At 36.3% G+C, this 16,880-nt stretch carries 15 protein-coding genes and 1 pseudogene; 6 read left to right on the top strand and 10 right to left on the bottom strand.

The window, feature by feature from the left end:
* Positions 1 to 86 precede the first annotated feature (86 nt).
* The 6 genes from FHL06_RS11325 to FHL06_RS11300 form a co-directional block, all read right to left on the bottom strand.
* On the bottom strand, positions 87 to 662 hold the full coding sequence (locus FHL06_RS11325; protein ID WP_153386644.1) for a glycoside hydrolase family 95 protein: 576 nt from the start codon (positions 660 to 662) through the stop codon (positions 87 to 89).
* An 11-nt stretch (positions 663 to 673) separates the two neighbouring features.
* Positions 674 to 1,507, bottom strand: coding sequence for a PTS system mannose/fructose/sorbose family transporter subunit IID (locus FHL06_RS11320; protein WP_153386643.1), 834 nt, complete (start codon positions 1,505 to 1,507; stop codon positions 674 to 676).
* Positions 1,504 to 2,328 carry a PTS mannose/fructose/sorbose/N-acetylgalactosamine transporter subunit IIC gene (locus FHL06_RS11315; RefSeq protein WP_337692556.1) on the bottom strand — a complete coding sequence of 275 codons (825 nt, stop codon included), beginning with the start codon at positions 2,326 to 2,328 and terminating at the stop codon, positions 1,504 to 1,506. Before FHL06_RS11315 ends, FHL06_RS11320 begins: the two co-directional genes overlap by 4 nt.
* Before the next feature lie 11 nt (positions 2,329 to 2,339).
* The gene (locus FHL06_RS11310; RefSeq protein WP_153386639.1) at positions 2,340 to 2,810 is read right to left on the bottom strand and encodes a PTS sugar transporter subunit IIB; all 471 of its coding nucleotides are present in this window, start codon (positions 2,808 to 2,810) and stop codon (positions 2,340 to 2,342) included.
* A 14-nt stretch (positions 2,811 to 2,824) separates the two neighbouring features.
* Positions 2,825 to 3,253, bottom strand: a complete 429-nt coding sequence (locus tag FHL06_RS11305) for a PTS sugar transporter subunit IIA (RefSeq protein ID WP_153386637.1) — start codon at positions 3,251 to 3,253, stop codon at positions 2,825 to 2,827.
* A 161-nt stretch (positions 3,254 to 3,414) separates the two neighbouring features.
* Complete coding sequence (locus tag FHL06_RS11300) at positions 3,415 to 6,186, bottom strand: sigma-54-dependent transcriptional regulator (RefSeq protein WP_153386635.1); 2,772 nt, start codon at positions 6,184 to 6,186, stop codon at positions 3,415 to 3,417.
* Positions 6,187 to 6,348: 162 nt separating this feature from the next.
* On the opposite strand from FHL06_RS11300, the gene FHL06_RS11295 reads away from it, so the two are divergent.
* Positions 6,349 to 7,113 carry a DUF1003 domain-containing protein gene (locus FHL06_RS11295; RefSeq protein ID WP_153386633.1) on the top strand — a complete coding sequence of 255 codons (765 nt, stop codon included), beginning with the start codon at positions 6,349 to 6,351 and terminating at the stop codon, positions 7,111 to 7,113.
* A gap of 13 nt (positions 7,114 to 7,126) precedes the next feature.
* On the opposite strand, the gene FHL06_RS11290 is transcribed toward FHL06_RS11295, so the two are convergent.
* Positions 7,127 to 8,305 (bottom strand): ammonium transporter, encoded by a 1,179-nt coding sequence (locus FHL06_RS11290; protein WP_153386632.1) that lies wholly within the window; start codon positions 8,303 to 8,305, stop codon positions 7,127 to 7,129.
* 184 nt (positions 8,306 to 8,489) lie between these two features.
* On the opposite strand from FHL06_RS11290, the pseudogene FHL06_RS11285 reads away from it, so the two are divergent.
* Positions 8,490 to 10,483 (top strand): annotated as a pseudogene (locus FHL06_RS11285) (KUP/HAK/KT family potassium transporter).
* A 187-nt stretch (positions 10,484 to 10,670) separates the two neighbouring features.
* On the opposite strand, the gene FHL06_RS11280 reads toward FHL06_RS11285, so the two are convergent.
* Positions 10,671 to 11,225: a cysteine hydrolase family protein gene (locus tag FHL06_RS11280; protein WP_153386630.1), complete on the bottom strand. Its 555-nt coding sequence runs from the start codon at positions 11,223 to 11,225 to the stop codon at positions 10,671 to 10,673.
* 211 nt (positions 11,226 to 11,436) lie between these two features.
* Between FHL06_RS11280 and FHL06_RS11275 the strand changes: the two genes are divergently transcribed.
* Positions 11,437 to 11,967 (top strand): hypothetical protein, encoded by a 531-nt coding sequence (locus FHL06_RS11275; protein ID WP_153386628.1) that lies wholly within the window; start codon positions 11,437 to 11,439, stop codon positions 11,965 to 11,967.
* A 129-nt stretch (positions 11,968 to 12,096) separates the two neighbouring features.
* Here the strand turns inward: FHL06_RS11275 and FHL06_RS11270 are convergent, their stop codons facing one another.
* Complete coding sequence (locus tag FHL06_RS11270) at positions 12,097 to 12,942, bottom strand: alpha/beta fold hydrolase (protein WP_153386626.1); 846 nt, start codon at positions 12,940 to 12,942, stop codon at positions 12,097 to 12,099.
* A gap of 181 nt (positions 12,943 to 13,123) precedes the next feature.
* Between FHL06_RS11270 and nagB the strand changes: the two genes are divergently transcribed.
* The 3 genes from nagB (at position 13,124) to FHL06_RS11255 (ending at position 16,531) form a co-directional block, all read left to right on the top strand.
* Positions 13,124 to 13,828, top strand: coding sequence for a glucosamine-6-phosphate deaminase (gene nagB / locus FHL06_RS11265; RefSeq protein ID WP_153386624.1), 705 nt, complete (start codon positions 13,124 to 13,126; stop codon positions 13,826 to 13,828).
* A gap of 110 nt (positions 13,829 to 13,938) precedes the next feature.
* Complete coding sequence (locus FHL06_RS11260; RefSeq protein WP_153386622.1) at positions 13,939 to 15,081, top strand: glycosyltransferase; 1,143 nt, start codon at positions 13,939 to 13,941, stop codon at positions 15,079 to 15,081.
* 76 nt (positions 15,082 to 15,157) lie between these two features.
* Positions 15,158 to 16,531 carry an APC family permease gene (locus FHL06_RS11255; RefSeq protein ID WP_153386620.1) on the top strand — a complete coding sequence of 458 codons (1,374 nt, stop codon included), beginning with the start codon at positions 15,158 to 15,160 and terminating at the stop codon, positions 16,529 to 16,531.
* Between the two features lie 77 nt (positions 16,532 to 16,608).
* Here FHL06_RS11255 and FHL06_RS11250 read toward each other — a convergent pair.
* A partial coding sequence (locus FHL06_RS11250) for a transposase (protein WP_162000203.1) occupies positions 16,609 to 16,880 on the bottom strand: 272 nt, incomplete at its 5' end.

Below are 16,880 nucleotides of genomic sequence, written 5' to 3'. Positions count from 1 at the left end.
CATCAAGACGAAAAACCTCTTTCATTGTTTGTGGAGAACTCCAATGATACCTGATTTTTTCGTCTTGGTGTTTTTATTTTGGAATTTTATTGAAAGTGGCTAACTTGATTATAAAATTCGCCAATTTTATTTACTTGGTCGCTAAAACGTTTTTCTCTACCTAATTGGAGGTTTAAATTCAATTTATTAGGCTTAGAACTTTGATATTTAATGACCAAGGCATGATATTTCTTGCTAATGTAATAACTTCTTTCATATTCAATATCATTAATTTGATATTGAACAGAAGCGATGGCTTTATCTAAATTCAAATCACGTTGATATGCTTTTACTTCATCATTTTCAACATCGATTTGGTCGATAAACAATTCGCCCATAAACTCATAATGGCTTTGATCTCTAGGGGTCCCAAACATTGATAGCTTCATCAATTCCTGAGCTTGAGTGACTTTTTGTTTCATCAACAATTTTCTGACTTTATTGAGGTATTTACTTGAATCAGGATTGTTTCGGTCTGCAGGTCCGCGATACCAAATATCTTCATTATTCAAACTAACGATTTCATTTCTAACGTTGCCATAAACCATTGCCCCTAGATGACCATCCCCTAAAGGCAATGCTTCATTCCAATTGTTGGCGCTTTGTTTGTACCATAATTTCATATTAAAGCTCCTTACTTAGCAAGAACGTGAATCCAAACTAATAGAATTGAGAGAATCATGATTCCAAAAATCAAGATAACTGGATTTTTCCCTTTGTGAATCAACTTGTAAATTCCAAGCGTTACTAATAGAGGGATAATCTTTGGGAAAATATCGTTAATAATTTTATTTAGTGAAATTGTCAATCCACCTTGAACGAACTTAAGTCCAAGTTTTACTGTAACCATTTGAGGAATTAATCCACCAACTAAAACTAATCCTAAAGCAATGGCCATATTAGTGATTCTGTCCAAAGTCCCTTTGCTGGAACTCTTTTCAATCAATTGTGAACCACCAGTGTAACCAGCTTTTAAACCAAAGTACTTCAATGGAATATTGATAGCATTAAACAGTAATAGAGAAATCAAAATACCTAATGGATTACCAACTTTACCGTATGAAGCACCTAAACTCATACAAATAGGAACTAAAGTCAACCAGATAAGACTGTCGCCTAATCCTGACAAAGGACCCATCAAACCAATTTTGATACCAGTTGTCGTTTCGGCACGATCGTTACCATCTTCTTCTTCCAAAGCTGAGGTAACACCTAAGATAAATGGTGCCATTGATTGGTGAGTATTGAAGAATTCAAGGTGTCTCTTCATAGCTTTTGACATGGCAGTCTTACTTTTTCCATAAAGCTTTTTCAAAACAGGTAGGATTGTGTACAAGAATCCTAGGTTTTGCATACGTTCATAATTCCAAGAAGCTCCATAAAAGAAACTTCTGGCAAAGACTTTGTTTAATTCTTTTTTACCAACTAATTTATTTTTTGATGATTTACTTGAAACTTTATCTGTCATAGGTCGTAATCCTCCTCATCGTCATCAGACTTATCTGAATCTTGTTCGGTGTCTTGGGTTTCTTCTCCACCTTCTGCAGTTTCTGCTGCAGGTTCATTCTTTGATTTGATCATGTCATAGAAGTAAGCAACGATAACGCCAACTACGGCGATACCAACGGTTGGCATATTACCAAAGGCTGAACAAACGAAACCAATTAGTAAGAAGACCCACATACCTTTCTTGAGCATCATATTTAACAACATCGCAAAACCAATTGCAGGTAAAATGCCACCAGCGACTGATAATCCGTTCATAATGACATTAGGAATCTTGTCGAACAATGCGGCAACATATTTACCACCTAGCATGACAGCTAAGAAGACTGGAACGACTTTGAAAATAACGATTGTCGCCAAACTCAAATAATGATAAAGACCAATATGATTTATTTCCCCAACTTCAGCATCTTTTTGAGCTTTATTTAGGAAATAGATATCTTCTGTTTTAGCTAAAACATCCAATTGTTGAGTAATGACAGCAATAGGTACGGCAATAGCAACTCCGGCTGTTGCACCTTTTCCTGACATTATCCCAAAAGCTGTACCAACAATGGCACCTGTAATAGTATCTGGTGGAGTATAACCACCAATACCTGTAACACCTAACCACATCAATTCCAATGTGGCACCAATGATTAAACCTTGTGTAAAGTTACCCATAACCAAACCAGCCATTGCACCAGTTATCAGTGGTCTGTGTAAGAGAAACAATGGACCGTTATAATCAACCGTGGCAATAACAGTTATGAGTGACAGTAAAATAGCTGTACCAAACATAATTTGTCATCCCCTCAAAGAAATTTTTTAATATCTGTAATACCGTCGTTTGGAACCATTTGAATCTGAACATCAATGCCTTCATCAATGATCTTTCTAAAGTAATCCTTATCCTCATCTCCTAAGGCCACACCAGCTGTTACTTTTTCACGTTCATCATTTTTACCCATTTGACCAACATTCAAGTAAGGAATCTCTACGCCGTTGTCGACACATTCGAACACATCCTTAGGATTTGTAAAAATCAACATCGTTGTTCTCTTGATTGGGTTCTTCTTATAAACTCGAATGAATTTTTCAACTCCAAAGATAACGATTCTTACACCAGAAGGTGCAGTCATTTTCAAAACAGATTCTTGAACTTTATTTTCAGTAACTTTATCGTTTACGATAATAATTTGTTCAATATCATTTTTCTTGACCCAAGTAGTCACGACCTGTCCGTGCACCAATCTATCATCAATTCTTACAAATTTAATTGCCATTTTTATCTTCCTTTCTACAATGAAATATCTTCATCAGTTTCTTCTATATCGGTTTTATTTTTTTCTTCTGAAAAGATTTTGATACTGTCTTTAGAACAATCTCTTAAATCTTTAACAATGGAATCTAATTTTTCGTTGCTTTTAGAAACAGCTTCTAACACGAGTGGCAAATTAGTTCCTGTCACCATGTCAACATTATCTTTATCCATGATAAGTTGAGCGATAGCGTTATAAGGAGTTCCACTGAACAAATCGATTAAAAATAAATATTCTTCATCGTCATCGTTCATGGCTTCTTTATACTTACTTTTCAAGTCGTCAATGGTATCGCCTTGAATAAATGGAATTGCTGAAATATCTTCAGTCTTACCAAATATCATTTCACAGGCACTCAACATACCTAACGAAAATTTCCCATGTCCACTAATTACAATCTTTGTCATTTCCTTTTCCCCTTTCACCTTTATATAAGCAATATCGGTGCCAAAAAGTGTATCAATTTCTCAAAGGTTGCTATCACGCGACTTAAAAAAGTCAAAAAAAATAAAAGCAGCTCAGAGTGAAACACTTTTTATACACTCATGAGTTGCTTTTAATACACTGTTTATACACTGTTTAATATTTCGCAAATAAACAGTTTCTCATCTTTATCTAAATGTAAGTCTAGCTTATTTTCCATCGGGTTAATCGTTTGATTCAACAATGGCAAGAAACTCGCTACTTCTTTAGAGACTTCATCATCATAATGAATAGGATTTTTACTGACGCATCTTTCAAATGAGAATGCTGTGTGAACGACTAATTTAACAATCGTTGAATTGTTAAAATTCTTTCCCATCTGAATTTGTAATTCTTTAATCCAATCCATTAGCATCTTAATAATCCGCGTTGGATTCAAATACAAGAGATATTTATTAAGCGTATCTAAGCAAATATCGCTGATGACCATCTTATTAGAATTAGTCCTCTTGCTATTAACTTTTACTCCTAAGACCCGTTTCAATTCATCTTCTCCATGACCAGAAACTAATTCTTCCAAAGAAACAAAAGGAACGTTTAACTTAGGATCTTTAGTCCCAACGCTTGCAATAATTTGATAATTCTTATCTACTTTGGCAACTGAATCTTTTAAATGTAATGCGGAAGCCCGAATAACTTTCACATTGTCGTCAGAATAGTGAATTATTATATCATTTAAAAATTGTTCAATCTTTTTGGCAGTCCCTTCGCCAGTAGTGCAAATGGACAAAATGACTTTTGTTTTACCACTGGTTGCAAGTTTATACGAATCGGAAAAGTCTTTGGAAACTGATTCATAAATACCGTTTAAATCTAAATTCATATAATTAATTTTCCGAACTGTATCTAGAACGATACTGGTCGTGACATTAGGGATAGTTTTTAACTTGATGCCAGTTTTTTTCATCAGCTTATTTTCCATCATATTCAAAGAACCCATATCAACTAACATCAAAACGCCTTTGCCATTATCGATTGTTTTAATTTTTTCAACTAAACTATCGAATAATTCTTCTGGTGAAATATTCAATGGCATATCAAGCGAGTAAATTGGCGCTGTCCCTAATAATTCTTTTGAAACTGCGACCATTGAAGTTGCAGTTGAATTTCCATGAGCTGCGACCAAAACGCTAACAGTCTTTTTATCATCGAATTTTTCAATCGAATTAATCAACATTGTCAGGTAAATGATTTCCATTTCTGGCAAATCAATGTTGAGCTTTTTATTTATTTGTTCCGCAAATATTTGGGCAACATGATATTCGCTAGAAAAATTATTCTTAACATCTTCAATATTGATATTCTCAACATTGCTTTCTTGTTTATCACGTTTGTAATACGAATCAATATGCATCCCAACATAATACAAAAATCTACGGTCAAATTTTACTTTTAATTCTTTCTCGCCAATTTTTTTCAATTGAACTGTCAAATCATAGACTTTGGGATCAATGAATTTTAAAAGATGATAATTAACGCTATTTTTAGAAATAAATTTATTCACATGCAGATGCAAATCATTCAAAACGTATTTATAAATCTGATCACTTTTCATACCTTTTTTCTTTAGGTAATTATATTTTTCTTCAATCAAATTATAAATATTAGAATCATCATACTCATCTAATTCATCTGATTGGCTCACTCCTGGGGAAATCACCGTTACAATGTCGACATACTTCGATATTTCTTTGGATCTTTGAATATTTTGACTGCTGGATAACCAATCATCTCGTATTTCTTCTGGCAAATCCTTAATAGCAATCCTAATTTCAGTTTTATTGTAAAGATTATTTAAAAAGGCTTGAGCACAGGTCAACTGAATTTGTGACTTCAACTGACCGACATTGCCGTAATTGACCGAATGAATCAAGGCATTGATAACGTCCATATCCACTCTGAAAGATTTTTTAACTCTTTTAGATTCTTGTAACATCAAATATTTGATTAATTCTACTTTTTCTTTCATCCCACGGTCTTTTAACGATGGTATCTGAATCGTCATTGGAATCCGTCTCAAAAAAGTATCAAGCATTGTAGAGCTTGGGTTCTCAGTTGTGGCACAGATAATTAAAACATTAGCTTTTCTCTTAGTACCATTATCGCCTAGACGACTGAACATCCCATTATCAATCAAATAAAAGAGCATTTCTTGTCCTTCGGGAGTTAACCGATGAACTTCATCAAGTAAAAGAATGCCGCCATCAGCTTCTTCAACTAAACCTTTGTGATCTTCATCAGCACCAGTAAAGACCCCTTTACAATAACCAAATAGTTGCGATAACAATAATTGCGGATTCTGATAATAATCAGCGCAATTAAAACTTTTAAATGGTGCATCTGCTGACAACAAATGTTCATAAACCGCATATTGATAAATTTTATTAGCAAAATACGTTTTACCAGAACCAGTAGGTCCTAACAACAACATATGCAAACCATGTGGAGGATAAAATACGGCAGCCTTAGCCTGAGAAATAGGCTTTTTTAGGCTGCCATCATATCCAATTATTTCTTCAAAAGGATCATGTGTTTCTTTAATTTTCTCTTGAGGTTTATTTTCCGAAAGGTCTTTTAATTCTTCAATATTACTGAATTCTTGTGTTGGCAATTGCGACACATTAAAAAGTTTCTTTATTGAATCTACTGGAATATAACAAACTGGATAAGATTTGACCTTAACTAGCTCACCCTGTCTAAATAATTTATTAAGGTCGGCACTGACATTTGAACGACTTAGTCCCAATTTGTCAGCTAAGGTGGAAGCTGAAATACCACCATTTTCAATCAATGTTTCTTTAGTTAAATTATTGAATAAATTTGAAATTTCACTAGCAATTGTTTCTATCCTTCTCATATGCTTTCCTTCATTTCTGTTCACACGATGAAACCGATTACTAATACCATATTATAATCAAATTAATCAAAAATAAAATTTTTATTTTTATTAGTTCCCAGTTTTGCTTTAATTTTTGTCCAAACTTATACTTGTGATGAATAACTTAAAGGGCGTGAAATCATGGCAATTAAAAAAAATCAAATTTGTGTAGTTTGCGGCAATCGTTTCACAATTATGGAAGGACTCTTCTTACGTGACTTAAGCGACCTTCTAAAAGAACAGGTTTTAAAGGTGAATAATGACGCCAGGGAGTCGTCATTTATCTGTTTAAAGGATATGCAAAAACTGCGTATTTCAAAAATGCAGGGTATCATCGACCAAGATCTCAACATCGATCACCAAATGAGCGACGAATTAAAAAAAGAATTAGCTAAAGACACTTATGTCATCAAGAATATTAATGACACCGTCTACGGCAAACGAACTAAAGGCCAAAGAATGGCCGATGCAGTTGCCAAATTTGGCGGTAGCTGGGGCTTTATTATCGTCTTCACTGTTATTTTAGTCATTTGGATGGCTATCAACATCGTCCATTTATTTGGAATTAATTTTGACCCCTATCCTTTTATTTTATTGAACTTATTCTTGAGTTGCGTGGCTGCTATTCAAGCACCAATTATCATGATGAGTCAAAACAGACAAGCTGACCGTGACCGCTTCGATTCCGAAAATGATTACAAGACCAACACTAAGTCGGAAATGGAAATCAGGATTCTTCACAAGAAGCTCGACCAATTGAATGAAGTGCAATGGCCTCATATCCTCGATATTCAAAAGATGCAAATTGAAGTCCTTAGCGAAATAGAAAATGAAATTCAACCACTTAAAGCCAATAATCAACACGAAAGAGACCGCAATACGAGACACCCTAACAGACGCAACTAAAAAAACACTGGAATCAGACTAATTCCAGTGTTTTTTCAATACCAATATTATTTTTAAATAATTTCTTTAAACCAAAGACGACGACAACGCCCATTATTCCGACAAAGAGACTTGTAAACAATACCCCAAATAGTTGCACGGATAATAATTTTATCCCGCCTCCATAGAAAAAACCATTATTGACGACATCTTTGTTAACTGAATTCGTTGCAAACAGCCCAACGCAAATTGAACCAATTATCCCACTAACACCGTGACATCCGAAAATATCCAGATAATCATTTAAATGCCATTGATACTTTAAGTAATTCATAAAATAGAAACTACCGATAGTTGAGATTATGCCAATTAGAAACGCTCCAAAGATTGTTACATACCCAGTTCCAGGAGTGATTCCAACTAAACCGCAGATACTGCCGGTACAAATACCTGTCAAACTGACTTGAGATTTGAATTTTTCTTCGAGAATCATCCAAGTGACTAGTCCTGAACAAGCAGCAATCGTCGTTGTAAAAAAGGCATTAACTGCTTGAAAATTAAGTTTCAAAGCACTGCCAGCATTGAATCCGTACCAGCCGACCCATAAAAGGATTGTTCCTAGTAAAATCCAAAGCGAATTTCCAGTAACTTCTTCGTGATTGTATTGATAAGGCTTGCGCAACATAACGGCTAAAATCAAAGCTGTTAAGCCGGCGTCGATATGAATAACTGTCCCACCAGCAAAATCTAATACACCCAGCTGCATCAAGAAACCATTGGGCGACCAGACAATATGCGCTAATGGATAATAAATCAACAACGACCATAAGATTACAAACCAAATGACGAACCTGATTCGCGTTCGACTAGCAACGGCGCCTAAAAATAGAGCTGGCGTTAAAATCGCAAACATCATTTGAAAAAGTAGATAAACGGCTGTTGGCAAACCAGTATTGCCATAATTAGACGATAAGTCTACACCTGATAAAAATAGATGGTGGAAATTTCCAATCAGTCCAAAGTTATTGCCTTCAAATGACGCTGAAAATCCAATAATGATCCACAATAAACCTGCTATTCCAAACATCAAAAAGCTATCAAACAAAATCCTTGTCACGTCGCGCTTTGGAACGAAGCCACTGTAGAATATGGCAATGCCTGGGACCATGATAAAGACCAGTATCGCTGAAAGAATCATAAACAGAGCATTCATAACAATCACATTCTTTTCGTCTGAAGTTCCCTCTTCATTTTCAGCATTGTATTATATTTTTTATTTTATGTATACCAATTTGAATTACTCGGTTCATAATTATTTTTAAAAACATATTAAAACACTATAATGGGCGATATAAAAATAGCTTGTTTCCAGATTCTTCAATCTTGGGGAGGTTATCATGGAAAAGAAAAAATCAACTTTATCCGCTATCGGCATGCTGATAACACTCGGCATCGTCTATGGCGATATTGGAACTTCACCTCTTTATGTTATGAACGCAATTATTAGCGATGCCGGAACTATGGCTGATGTTAAGCCAGAATATATTCTCGGCAGCGTTTCTTTGATTTTTTGGACTTTAATGCTGATTACCACTATCAAATACGTTTTGATTGCCATGAAAGCTGACAACAATAATGAAGGTGGCATCTTCGCTCTTTACGCCTTAGTCAAACCACAAGGAAAATGGCTGATTATTCCCGCTTTGATCGGTGGTTCCGCCCTCTTAGCTGATGGAACCTTGACCCCGGCCGTAACGGTAACTTCAGCGATGGAAGGCGTCAAAGGTCAACATTTTGGCAACTTAACCTTTTCTAATCAACAATCGACCGTTTTAATTATTGTAACGGTGATTTTATTGACCATTTTTATCATCCAAAAATTTGGCACTGATAAAATTGGCCGTTCTTTTGGTCCCATCATGTTAATCTGGTTTAGCTTTATCGGTCTGGCAGGCTTGCTCAATCTTTTTAGCGATTTTGGCGTTTTAAGCGCTCTTTCACCAGTTTACGCAATCAAAGTCCTCTTTAGTCCTGTTAACAAAGTCGGTATTTTTATATTAGGGAGCGTCTTTTTGGCTACTACTGGGGCTGAAGCACTTTATTCTGATATGGGGCAAGTCGGCAAACGAAATATTTACGCTACTTGGCCTTTTGTATGTTCGATGCTGATGCTCAACTACTTAGGACAAGCTGCTTGGGTGATTGCTAACTCTACTAATAATCAGTTCAAGAACATCTCTGGCATCAATCCTTTTTATGAAATGTTACCGGATAATTTTAAAATTTTTGCCATAATCATTGCTACATTAGCAGCCATCATTGCTTCTCAAGCCCTCATCACGGGCTCATTTACATTAGTTCAAGAAGCTATCGGTTTGAAGATTTTGCCGCTTTTGAAAGTTAAATTCCCTGGCAAAGTTCAAAGTCAGCTCTATATCGAATCAGTCAACTGGATGCTTTGTATAGTCACAATCGGCATCGTTTGGGGCTTTGGGACTTCAGAACACATGGAGGCAGCCTATGGCTTAGCAATCACGATGACAATGTTAATGACAACTTTATTGCTGCACCAATTTTTGCTCATGAAAGTTTATTCTTACTTTCCAGCCTAGTTAAATTCATTCATGGTGGTTATGTCACTGTTATAATCACTCTAATAATCCTTAGTGTGATGGTTATTTGGTACTTTGGAAACAAGCGTCGCGATGCTCATATGGCCGAAAGCGAAAATGTCTCTTTACTCGACTTTATCCCACAATTAGAAAAGCTGAGTAAAGATCAATCCATTCCAACTTATTCAACTAATTTAGTCTACATGACCAAGTTAGGCGACGATTACTCAATTAAACGTTCAATCATCTATTCCATCCTTGACCAACAACCTAAACGAGCCAAAGTCTATTGGTTCATCACCGTTAACCAAACCAGCGCTCCATATGAATGCAACTACACAGTTGACATGATGCATACCAGAAACGTTATCAAAGTAAATTTGAATTTAGGCTTTAAAAAATCTCAACACGTCAACATTTACATCCGCCAAATCATCAACGCTCTATTGGACAAAAAAATCATCGACGACCAAACACCTAATTACTCAATGGTACCAAAACGCCGCGTCGGATCCTTCAAATTCATCATCCAAAACCAGCAATTCCAAGACCTAGGAGCCCAAGACTTCATGAGTGGCTTGGACAGATTATTGATAGGAGGAAGAATCCTATTACAAGACATCACAATCCCACCAGCACTATGGTACGGCTTGGAATTTAGCGATGTTGTAGAAGAAAAAGTTCCATTGTTCTTAGGAATTAGGCAAGATCAGTATTTGACAGAAGCTAAGATCAAAAATACAGAGAGCGAGCAAGGGCGCCCAGCCCACGAGGATTAAGACAATTTCACAGCTTGGCTGCGGAGCAGACGAGATGGGAAATAGGCTTAACCGGAATGGGTTGCCCTTGCGCAGCTCGTTTCAGCATACTTAGCAAATAAAAAAAAGAGACGATGGTTATTAAAAATATCATCATCTCTTTTTTATGTATTACTCACCGTTTTACCATCGTTACAATCAAAAAAATCTAAACAACCTCAGCACCCAAACTATCCTTAAAATGTCCCAAAGCCCAATCATGTCCAGCCTGATTAAACGAAGCCACGCAATCCTCATGAACCACAATCTTATAATTCAAATTGTAAGCATCGACCGCCGTATGCAAGACACAAATATCCGTACAAACACCCACTAAATGCAAAGTGTCAATCTGTCTTTCCCGCAAACGAAGGTCTAAATCAGTCCCCGCAAAGGCGCTATAACGAGTCTTATCGAACAACTTAACTTGTTCTTTATCATCATGTTCTTCAAACCAATTCTTTAAATCGCCATACAATTCTCTACCCCAAGAATCTATAACATTATGAGGTGGGAAAAGCTTGGTTTCCGGATGATATGGATCATTTGGCTTGTGAACATCCGTTGGCAACCAAATCCAATCATCGTTTTGATACATCTCTTTTGCTAACTTCAAAATATTTGGTGCAATCTTACGTCCCGGTTCGCCGCAATTCAAGACCCCATCTTTAGCAACGAAATCGTTGGTGTAATCGATAATCAATAACGCTTGATGTGAAGACATAATAATCTCCTGCTTTCTGCCTATTTTTTGTATACATTTTTATTATTAAGGAAACTTTGTCTACGTCAATATTTTTGCATTTTATTATTATAAACTATCAATAATTATAGACATTTTAGAAGTAAGCCATCTCAATTACTTAATAACCAAATCCCCACTAAAAAACATATGTTATAATCACCCTAAATATTAAAGAAATAGGGGCTTTAATATGCATAAAAATAGACGTGGACCAATCAATAAAGTATTTCTCACGATAGCACTGATTGTCGTTGTCATTTTTGCGGCTGTATTGACTTATTTCACTTGGAAAATGCCAAGTATCAATCAATCAGTGACAAATACTGCACAAACTCAACCTAAGGCTAATTACAGTGCTATTAAGAAAAATATCAATAAGAAGTTCAACCAAAATGGTCGCGTGGTGCAAATCAAAGAGGAACATAACATCAATGACCAGACTAGCAACAAGCCCCATACTGTCATCATTATTAAGCTGACTGATCCGCAAACTCAGAAGTATTTAAAAGCTTCCTATGAAGCGGTTCAAAACAATCAAGCGTCTGATGATCAAAAAGTTTATATTCACTCGATTCAAAATATTGTTTCCACTCAGGCTAAGAAGTTAGCTAATAATTACGATGTCATCCAATTCGTCTATAAAGATGGCAAGAAATATGTCCCTGTTGCCAGTTCCCAAAAACACAAAGACTTAATCAAACCGGTTAAATTAAGCAACTAACAAAAATGACCTAGCAATCGTCCAATTGACGAGTACTAGGTCATTTTTTCATCCCTTCGATATAGTTCAAAATGTATCTTCTGATAGACTTTTTTTAAACTATCATACAGTTGCTTTAAAGATAAAAAATTAATCTTTGTTATCCTCTTTTTTAACTGTTGTCTCATCGAATTTGATGATTTTTTGAGCAACTTCTTCTGGTTTTTCCAACATAGCTAAATGTCCGGCACCTTTGATGTCTTCGATTTGTAAGTCAGGAACACGACCAATTGATGCTTTGGCATCTTTGATCCCATTTTCGGTCAAAACTTGATCTCCGTCACCAAATAACGCAAGGGTCGGAATTTTGACTGCACGAAGTCTCTTATTTAGAGCTTTTTCTTCCAAGTAAGCAGTCGACATCTTTTGTAGTTTTTTAGCTGCTTTATGTTCTACTGCGTTGGCGGCTTCATCGACTACTTTAGGATTCTTCAAGGTCGTCTTATCAAAGTTCTTATCAAAGAACATCCCTGCTTTCACCGGAGATTTTGCGAGCTTTCCTAACAATGGAATACTTGCTACGGATGAATGTGCGTCCATATCAGCGTACTTATCATTAGCTGGTGTGTTCAACAAGATTAACTTAGAAATCGTGAATCCACGCAATTCTGCCATGTTTAAGGCAACTAGTCCACCGACTCCGTATCCAAAAATAACCAATTGGTCAGTTATCTTCATTCTGGCGATTGCTTCAAGCATATTCCAAGCTTGTGCATCAATCGTGTAGTGATCATTTTTTGCTCCAGTCGACTTGCCTTGCCCTAATAAATCAAGTGCAACGACGGTATATTTGTCTTTTAAATAGGGGATTATTTCATTAAAATACTCAATCGATCCGTTAATCCCTGGAATTAGGACGATAACGCCTTTGCCCTTTTGGGATTTAACCAAATTAGTATTTACACTGCCCTCGGACGTAGATAATATTTTTTCCAAATTTATTCTGCCTCTTTAGTTTTTCTCTCTTATTAAAAAATATACCTAACTTATGAAGATTTTGCATTGATTCTGGCGATTTTTAAAATATTTTTTACTTATCGGTTTTATTTTATTGACAATCTAGTGAAAATGCATTAGATTGGACTAGACCAGAAAGATAGAGATGGGAGATTATAAAATGAATATAATTAAAGTTAAAGATCAACAAATGGGCGGTAAAGAAGCTTTCGAAATCGTTAAAAATGATATTGAAAACGGAGCTAAGGTGCTTGGCTTAGCAACTGGTAGTAGCCCAATCACGCTTTACAATGAAATGACAAGTAGCGACATTGATTTTTCAAACATTACTTCCGTTAACTTGGATGAATATGTTGGCTTACAACCTGATAACGAACAAAGTTACCACTACTTCATGAAAGAACATCTCTTTAATAAGAAACCTTTCAAGAACTCATATGTTCCTGATGGTTCAAATCCTGACGCAGAAGCTGCTACTAAAGCTTACGATAAGATTATCGAAGATAATCCTATTGATCTCCAAATTCTCGGTATCGGTAGAAATGGTCACATCGGTTTTAACGAACCAGGCTCACCATTCGATGGCACAACTAGAAAAGTTGGTTTAACTGAATCAACAATCGAAGCTAACACACGTTTCTTCGATGATGAAAAAGACGTTCCTCGTTTTGCCTACTCAATGGGTATCGGCTCAATCATGAAAGCTAAGAAAATCATTCTTGTAGCTTATGGCAAGAACAAAGCCGATGCAATTGCCGCAACCGTTGACGGTCCTGTTACCGAAGATTGCCCAGCAAGTGCTTTGCAAAATCACCCTGATGTAACAATCATTCTTGATGATGATGCTGCTTCAAAACTCAAATAAGACAAATTAATTTACAACATCTAGCCATCAAAGTGGATTTCCACTTTGATGGTCTTTTTTTGGGGTACAATATATTATGTAACCTAAAAAAAAGATTGGAAGGCGGTTATTTGCAAAAACAAGAACATAAGATACAAGATGTCAGCAATGGAGATATTCACGATTACGATTCGATTCTAAAATACTTCAATGACCAACCAGCAGTTCAAGATAAAAAAGACGTTTATAAGTCTATTACCTTTGTAACGACCGGTATCATTGAGTATGACGGTGGACAAACAACGATGCTTCACTTAGGAACGTTATTGAGTAAAAAAGGATATGACGTTTACTATCTAAGCTATGTTCCACAAACTACCGAAGAAATGGAAGCAAACGCTGAGGCAAACTATCACAACTATCAAGGGACTTGCTTGAGTATGGATGTACTTGATACTCACAAATCTGATATTTGGTTTGCAACTCTTTGGGAATCAGCTTACGTAATTAAGAACAAACCGGGTTACAAGATGTACTTCGTTCAAGATTACGAGCCTTATTTTTATCCCTTCGGTGACCGTTATCAAATGGCCAAGAAATCTTACGAGTTAGGGTTACACATGATTTCACTCGGACCATGGTGTGCCAAGATGGTTCAAGACAACTGTTCAGGTCACAGCAAGATTGATCAGATTACTTTCCCTGTTGATTTGGAAAGCTATCCTTATCAAACTAGAGATTTCGATGCTTACGCAGGCAAAAAGACTTTTGATTTAGCTGTTTATACTAAATGGGTCAGCCCTCGTCGAGCACCAATCAATATTCAATTGGTTTTAATGAATACCAAGAAAATCTTGGAAGAACGCGATGGCGTGAGATTAAATATCCACTACTTCGGTTCAGACAAGGATAAGAAATTCATCAATGGTGAAAACTTAGGTAAACTCACCAAACAACAAATGAGAGACCTATATGACAAGTGTGATTTCGGTATTGCTCCTTCGATGACCAACTTTTCACTTGTACCCTTTGAAATGATGAGCACTGGTTTGCCGTTTATCGACTTCAAGGAAGGCACCGGCAAGTACTTCATTCCTAAGGATTGCAGTTTTTCACTCAACTTTGACGAAAATGCATTAGCTAACCTCTTCATGACTGTTCAAAATGATGTCAGCTACTTGAAAGATAACAATACTAATGCGCAAAAGTATTTAAAGACTATCCAATGGTCACATACTTTGAAAGATTTCGTTAATATTATCGAAAGCATTTAACGTAATTTACCCTGAGATATTGACAAGATACTTAGTGAACCAGTAACCTAGACAAGTTGTGTTTAGGTGGTAAATTATGAAAGAAAAATTATTTAAAAAGGCAGATTTTAAAGAATTTGCCGCAGGTGATGCTCAATTCGAGAAGATCCTAACGCGTGGAAATCTCATTTCCATGGGAATCGGTGCCATTATTGGTACCGGTATTTTTATTCTACCGGGTATCGTCGCTTATGGGACAACTGGCCCCAGTATCACGATCTCTTTTATTCTGGCGGCTATCGTTTGCATCTTAACGGCGATGTGTTTTGCGGAATTATCTTCAACTTTTCCGGTTGCCGGTAGTACATATTCATACGGAAGCATCATTTTTGGCCAATTTCCTGGTTGGTTGATTGGCTGGGCTTTGTGTTTGGAATACACCTTAGGCGTCTCAGCTGTTTCGTCTGGTTTTTCAGCCTACTTCGTCAGTCTTTTCAATAGTTTTGGCGTCGTTTTGCCCAAAGCTTTAGTTGGACCCTTTGATCCTAGTAAAGGTACGTTCATTAACTTGCCAGCGATAATTGTCTTAATTTTGATTTATCTATTGCTGCGTCGCGGCATTCAAGCTTCGGCACGAATGAATACAGTCATGGTTTTCGTTAAGATTGCTGTTATTTTAACTTTTATCGTCATCGGACTTTTTTACATCAAGCCAGGAAACTATCATCCCTACTTTCCTCATGGTGGCCTTGGCGTCGTCAAGGGAGCGGCTTTAGTTTTCTTTGCCTATTTAGGATTTGATGTCATTCCGTCGTCAGCACCAGAAGTCAAAGATCCGCAAAAAAATATTCCTATCAGTATCATGGTTTCTTTAGCCGTATGTGCGATTTTATACGTGATTTTGTCAGCTGTTTTGACAGGAATGGTCAACTATAAGGATTTGAATTACGCTGATCCAGTCGTTTACGCTTTGAACTTCGTAAAACTAGGCAAAGTGGCCTTCTTAATTACAGTCGGAGCCTTAGCTGGGATGTTTACGATGATGCTGAACACCGTTTATGGCGGGTCACGCTTGATTTATGCTCTCGGTCGCGATGGCATGATTCCAAATAATTTTGGAAAAATCGATTCAAAAGCTAAAACGCCTATCTTAGCCTTAAATACGATTACCATTTTGGCTATTTTGCTAGGTGGTTTCGTATCTTTGAATGAGCTAACGAGTTTGGTCAACATTGGGACCTTAGTATCCTTTACTTTCGTCGCTCTTGGAATAATCAAGTTGAGACATCGTTCTGATGTCCCTAAAAGTGACTTCAAAGTTCCCTTTTATCCTTGGTTGCCAATCATCTCAGTTGTGTTGTGCGTTCTTTTAATGACGCAAGTAAGCATCAATTCATGGATTGCCTTTATTGCGTGGTTCTTGATTGGAATAATTGTTTACTTCTGTTATGGATATCGAAAAGTTAACTAAAAAATCTGGCTCTTTGTCAAATCGTATTGATGAATGATTTTTGAGCTTATTAAGTACCCTCATTGAGGGTACTTTTTTTATGCGCAAATCAATCTTATTCTCTTAATAAAATGGTCAAGATTTCTAAATCCATAAGAATTTCTTTTCAATTTCTTTATTTTTCCAATGGTGCCCTCAAGAGGGCCGTTGGAATATGGCAATAAGCAACTGTTTTTTACATAATTTATATTTTTTCGTAACGTTGTAATGGCTGTATCCATTGCGGTTCCATTTCTTTTATACCTGTAGGTGGTTTCCCTAAGTATATCTATGTCATGATGTCTTATCGCTTCTTGAATGCTTTGATAAG

Source organism: Companilactobacillus halodurans (assembly GCF_009600985.1).
Classification (GTDB): domain Bacteria; phylum Bacillota; class Bacilli; order Lactobacillales; family Lactobacillaceae; genus Companilactobacillus; species Companilactobacillus halodurans.
This window is presented reverse-complemented; position numbering and strand designations above follow the sequence as displayed.

Coding starts and splice junctions, on each gene's coding strand:
- FHL06_RS11280 (WP_153386630.1), bottom strand. CDS start 11,225: ATGTCTTCACATCAAGCGTTATTGATTATCGATTACACCAACGATTTC.
- FHL06_RS11325 (WP_153386644.1), bottom strand. CDS start 662: ATGAAATTATGGTACAAACAAAGCGCCAACAATTGGAATGAAGCATTG.
- FHL06_RS11290 (WP_153386632.1), bottom strand. CDS start 8,305: ATGAATGCTCTGTTTATGATTCTTTCAGCGATACTGGTCTTTATCATG.
- FHL06_RS11275 (WP_153386628.1), top strand. CDS start 11,437: ATGCATAAAAATAGACGTGGACCAATCAATAAAGTATTTCTCACGATA.
- FHL06_RS11320 (WP_153386643.1), bottom strand. CDS start 1,507: ATGACAGATAAAGTTTCAAGTAAATCATCAAAAAATAAATTAGTTGGT.
- FHL06_RS11255 (WP_153386620.1), top strand. CDS start 15,158: ATGAAAGAAAAATTATTTAAAAAGGCAGATTTTAAAGAATTTGCCGCA.
- FHL06_RS11300 (WP_153386635.1), bottom strand. CDS start 6,186: ATGAGAAGGATAGAAACAATTGCTAGTGAAATTTCAAATTTATTCAAT.
- FHL06_RS11305 (WP_153386637.1), bottom strand. CDS start 3,253: ATGACAAAGATTGTAATTAGTGGACATGGGAAATTTTCGTTAGGTATG.
- FHL06_RS11310 (WP_153386639.1), bottom strand. CDS start 2,810: ATGGCAATTAAATTTGTAAGAATTGATGATAGATTGGTGCACGGACAG.
- nagB (WP_153386624.1), top strand. CDS start 13,124: ATGAATATAATTAAAGTTAAAGATCAACAAATGGGCGGTAAAGAAGCT.
- FHL06_RS11295 (WP_153386633.1), top strand. CDS start 6,349: ATGGCAATTAAAAAAAATCAAATTTGTGTAGTTTGCGGCAATCGTTTC.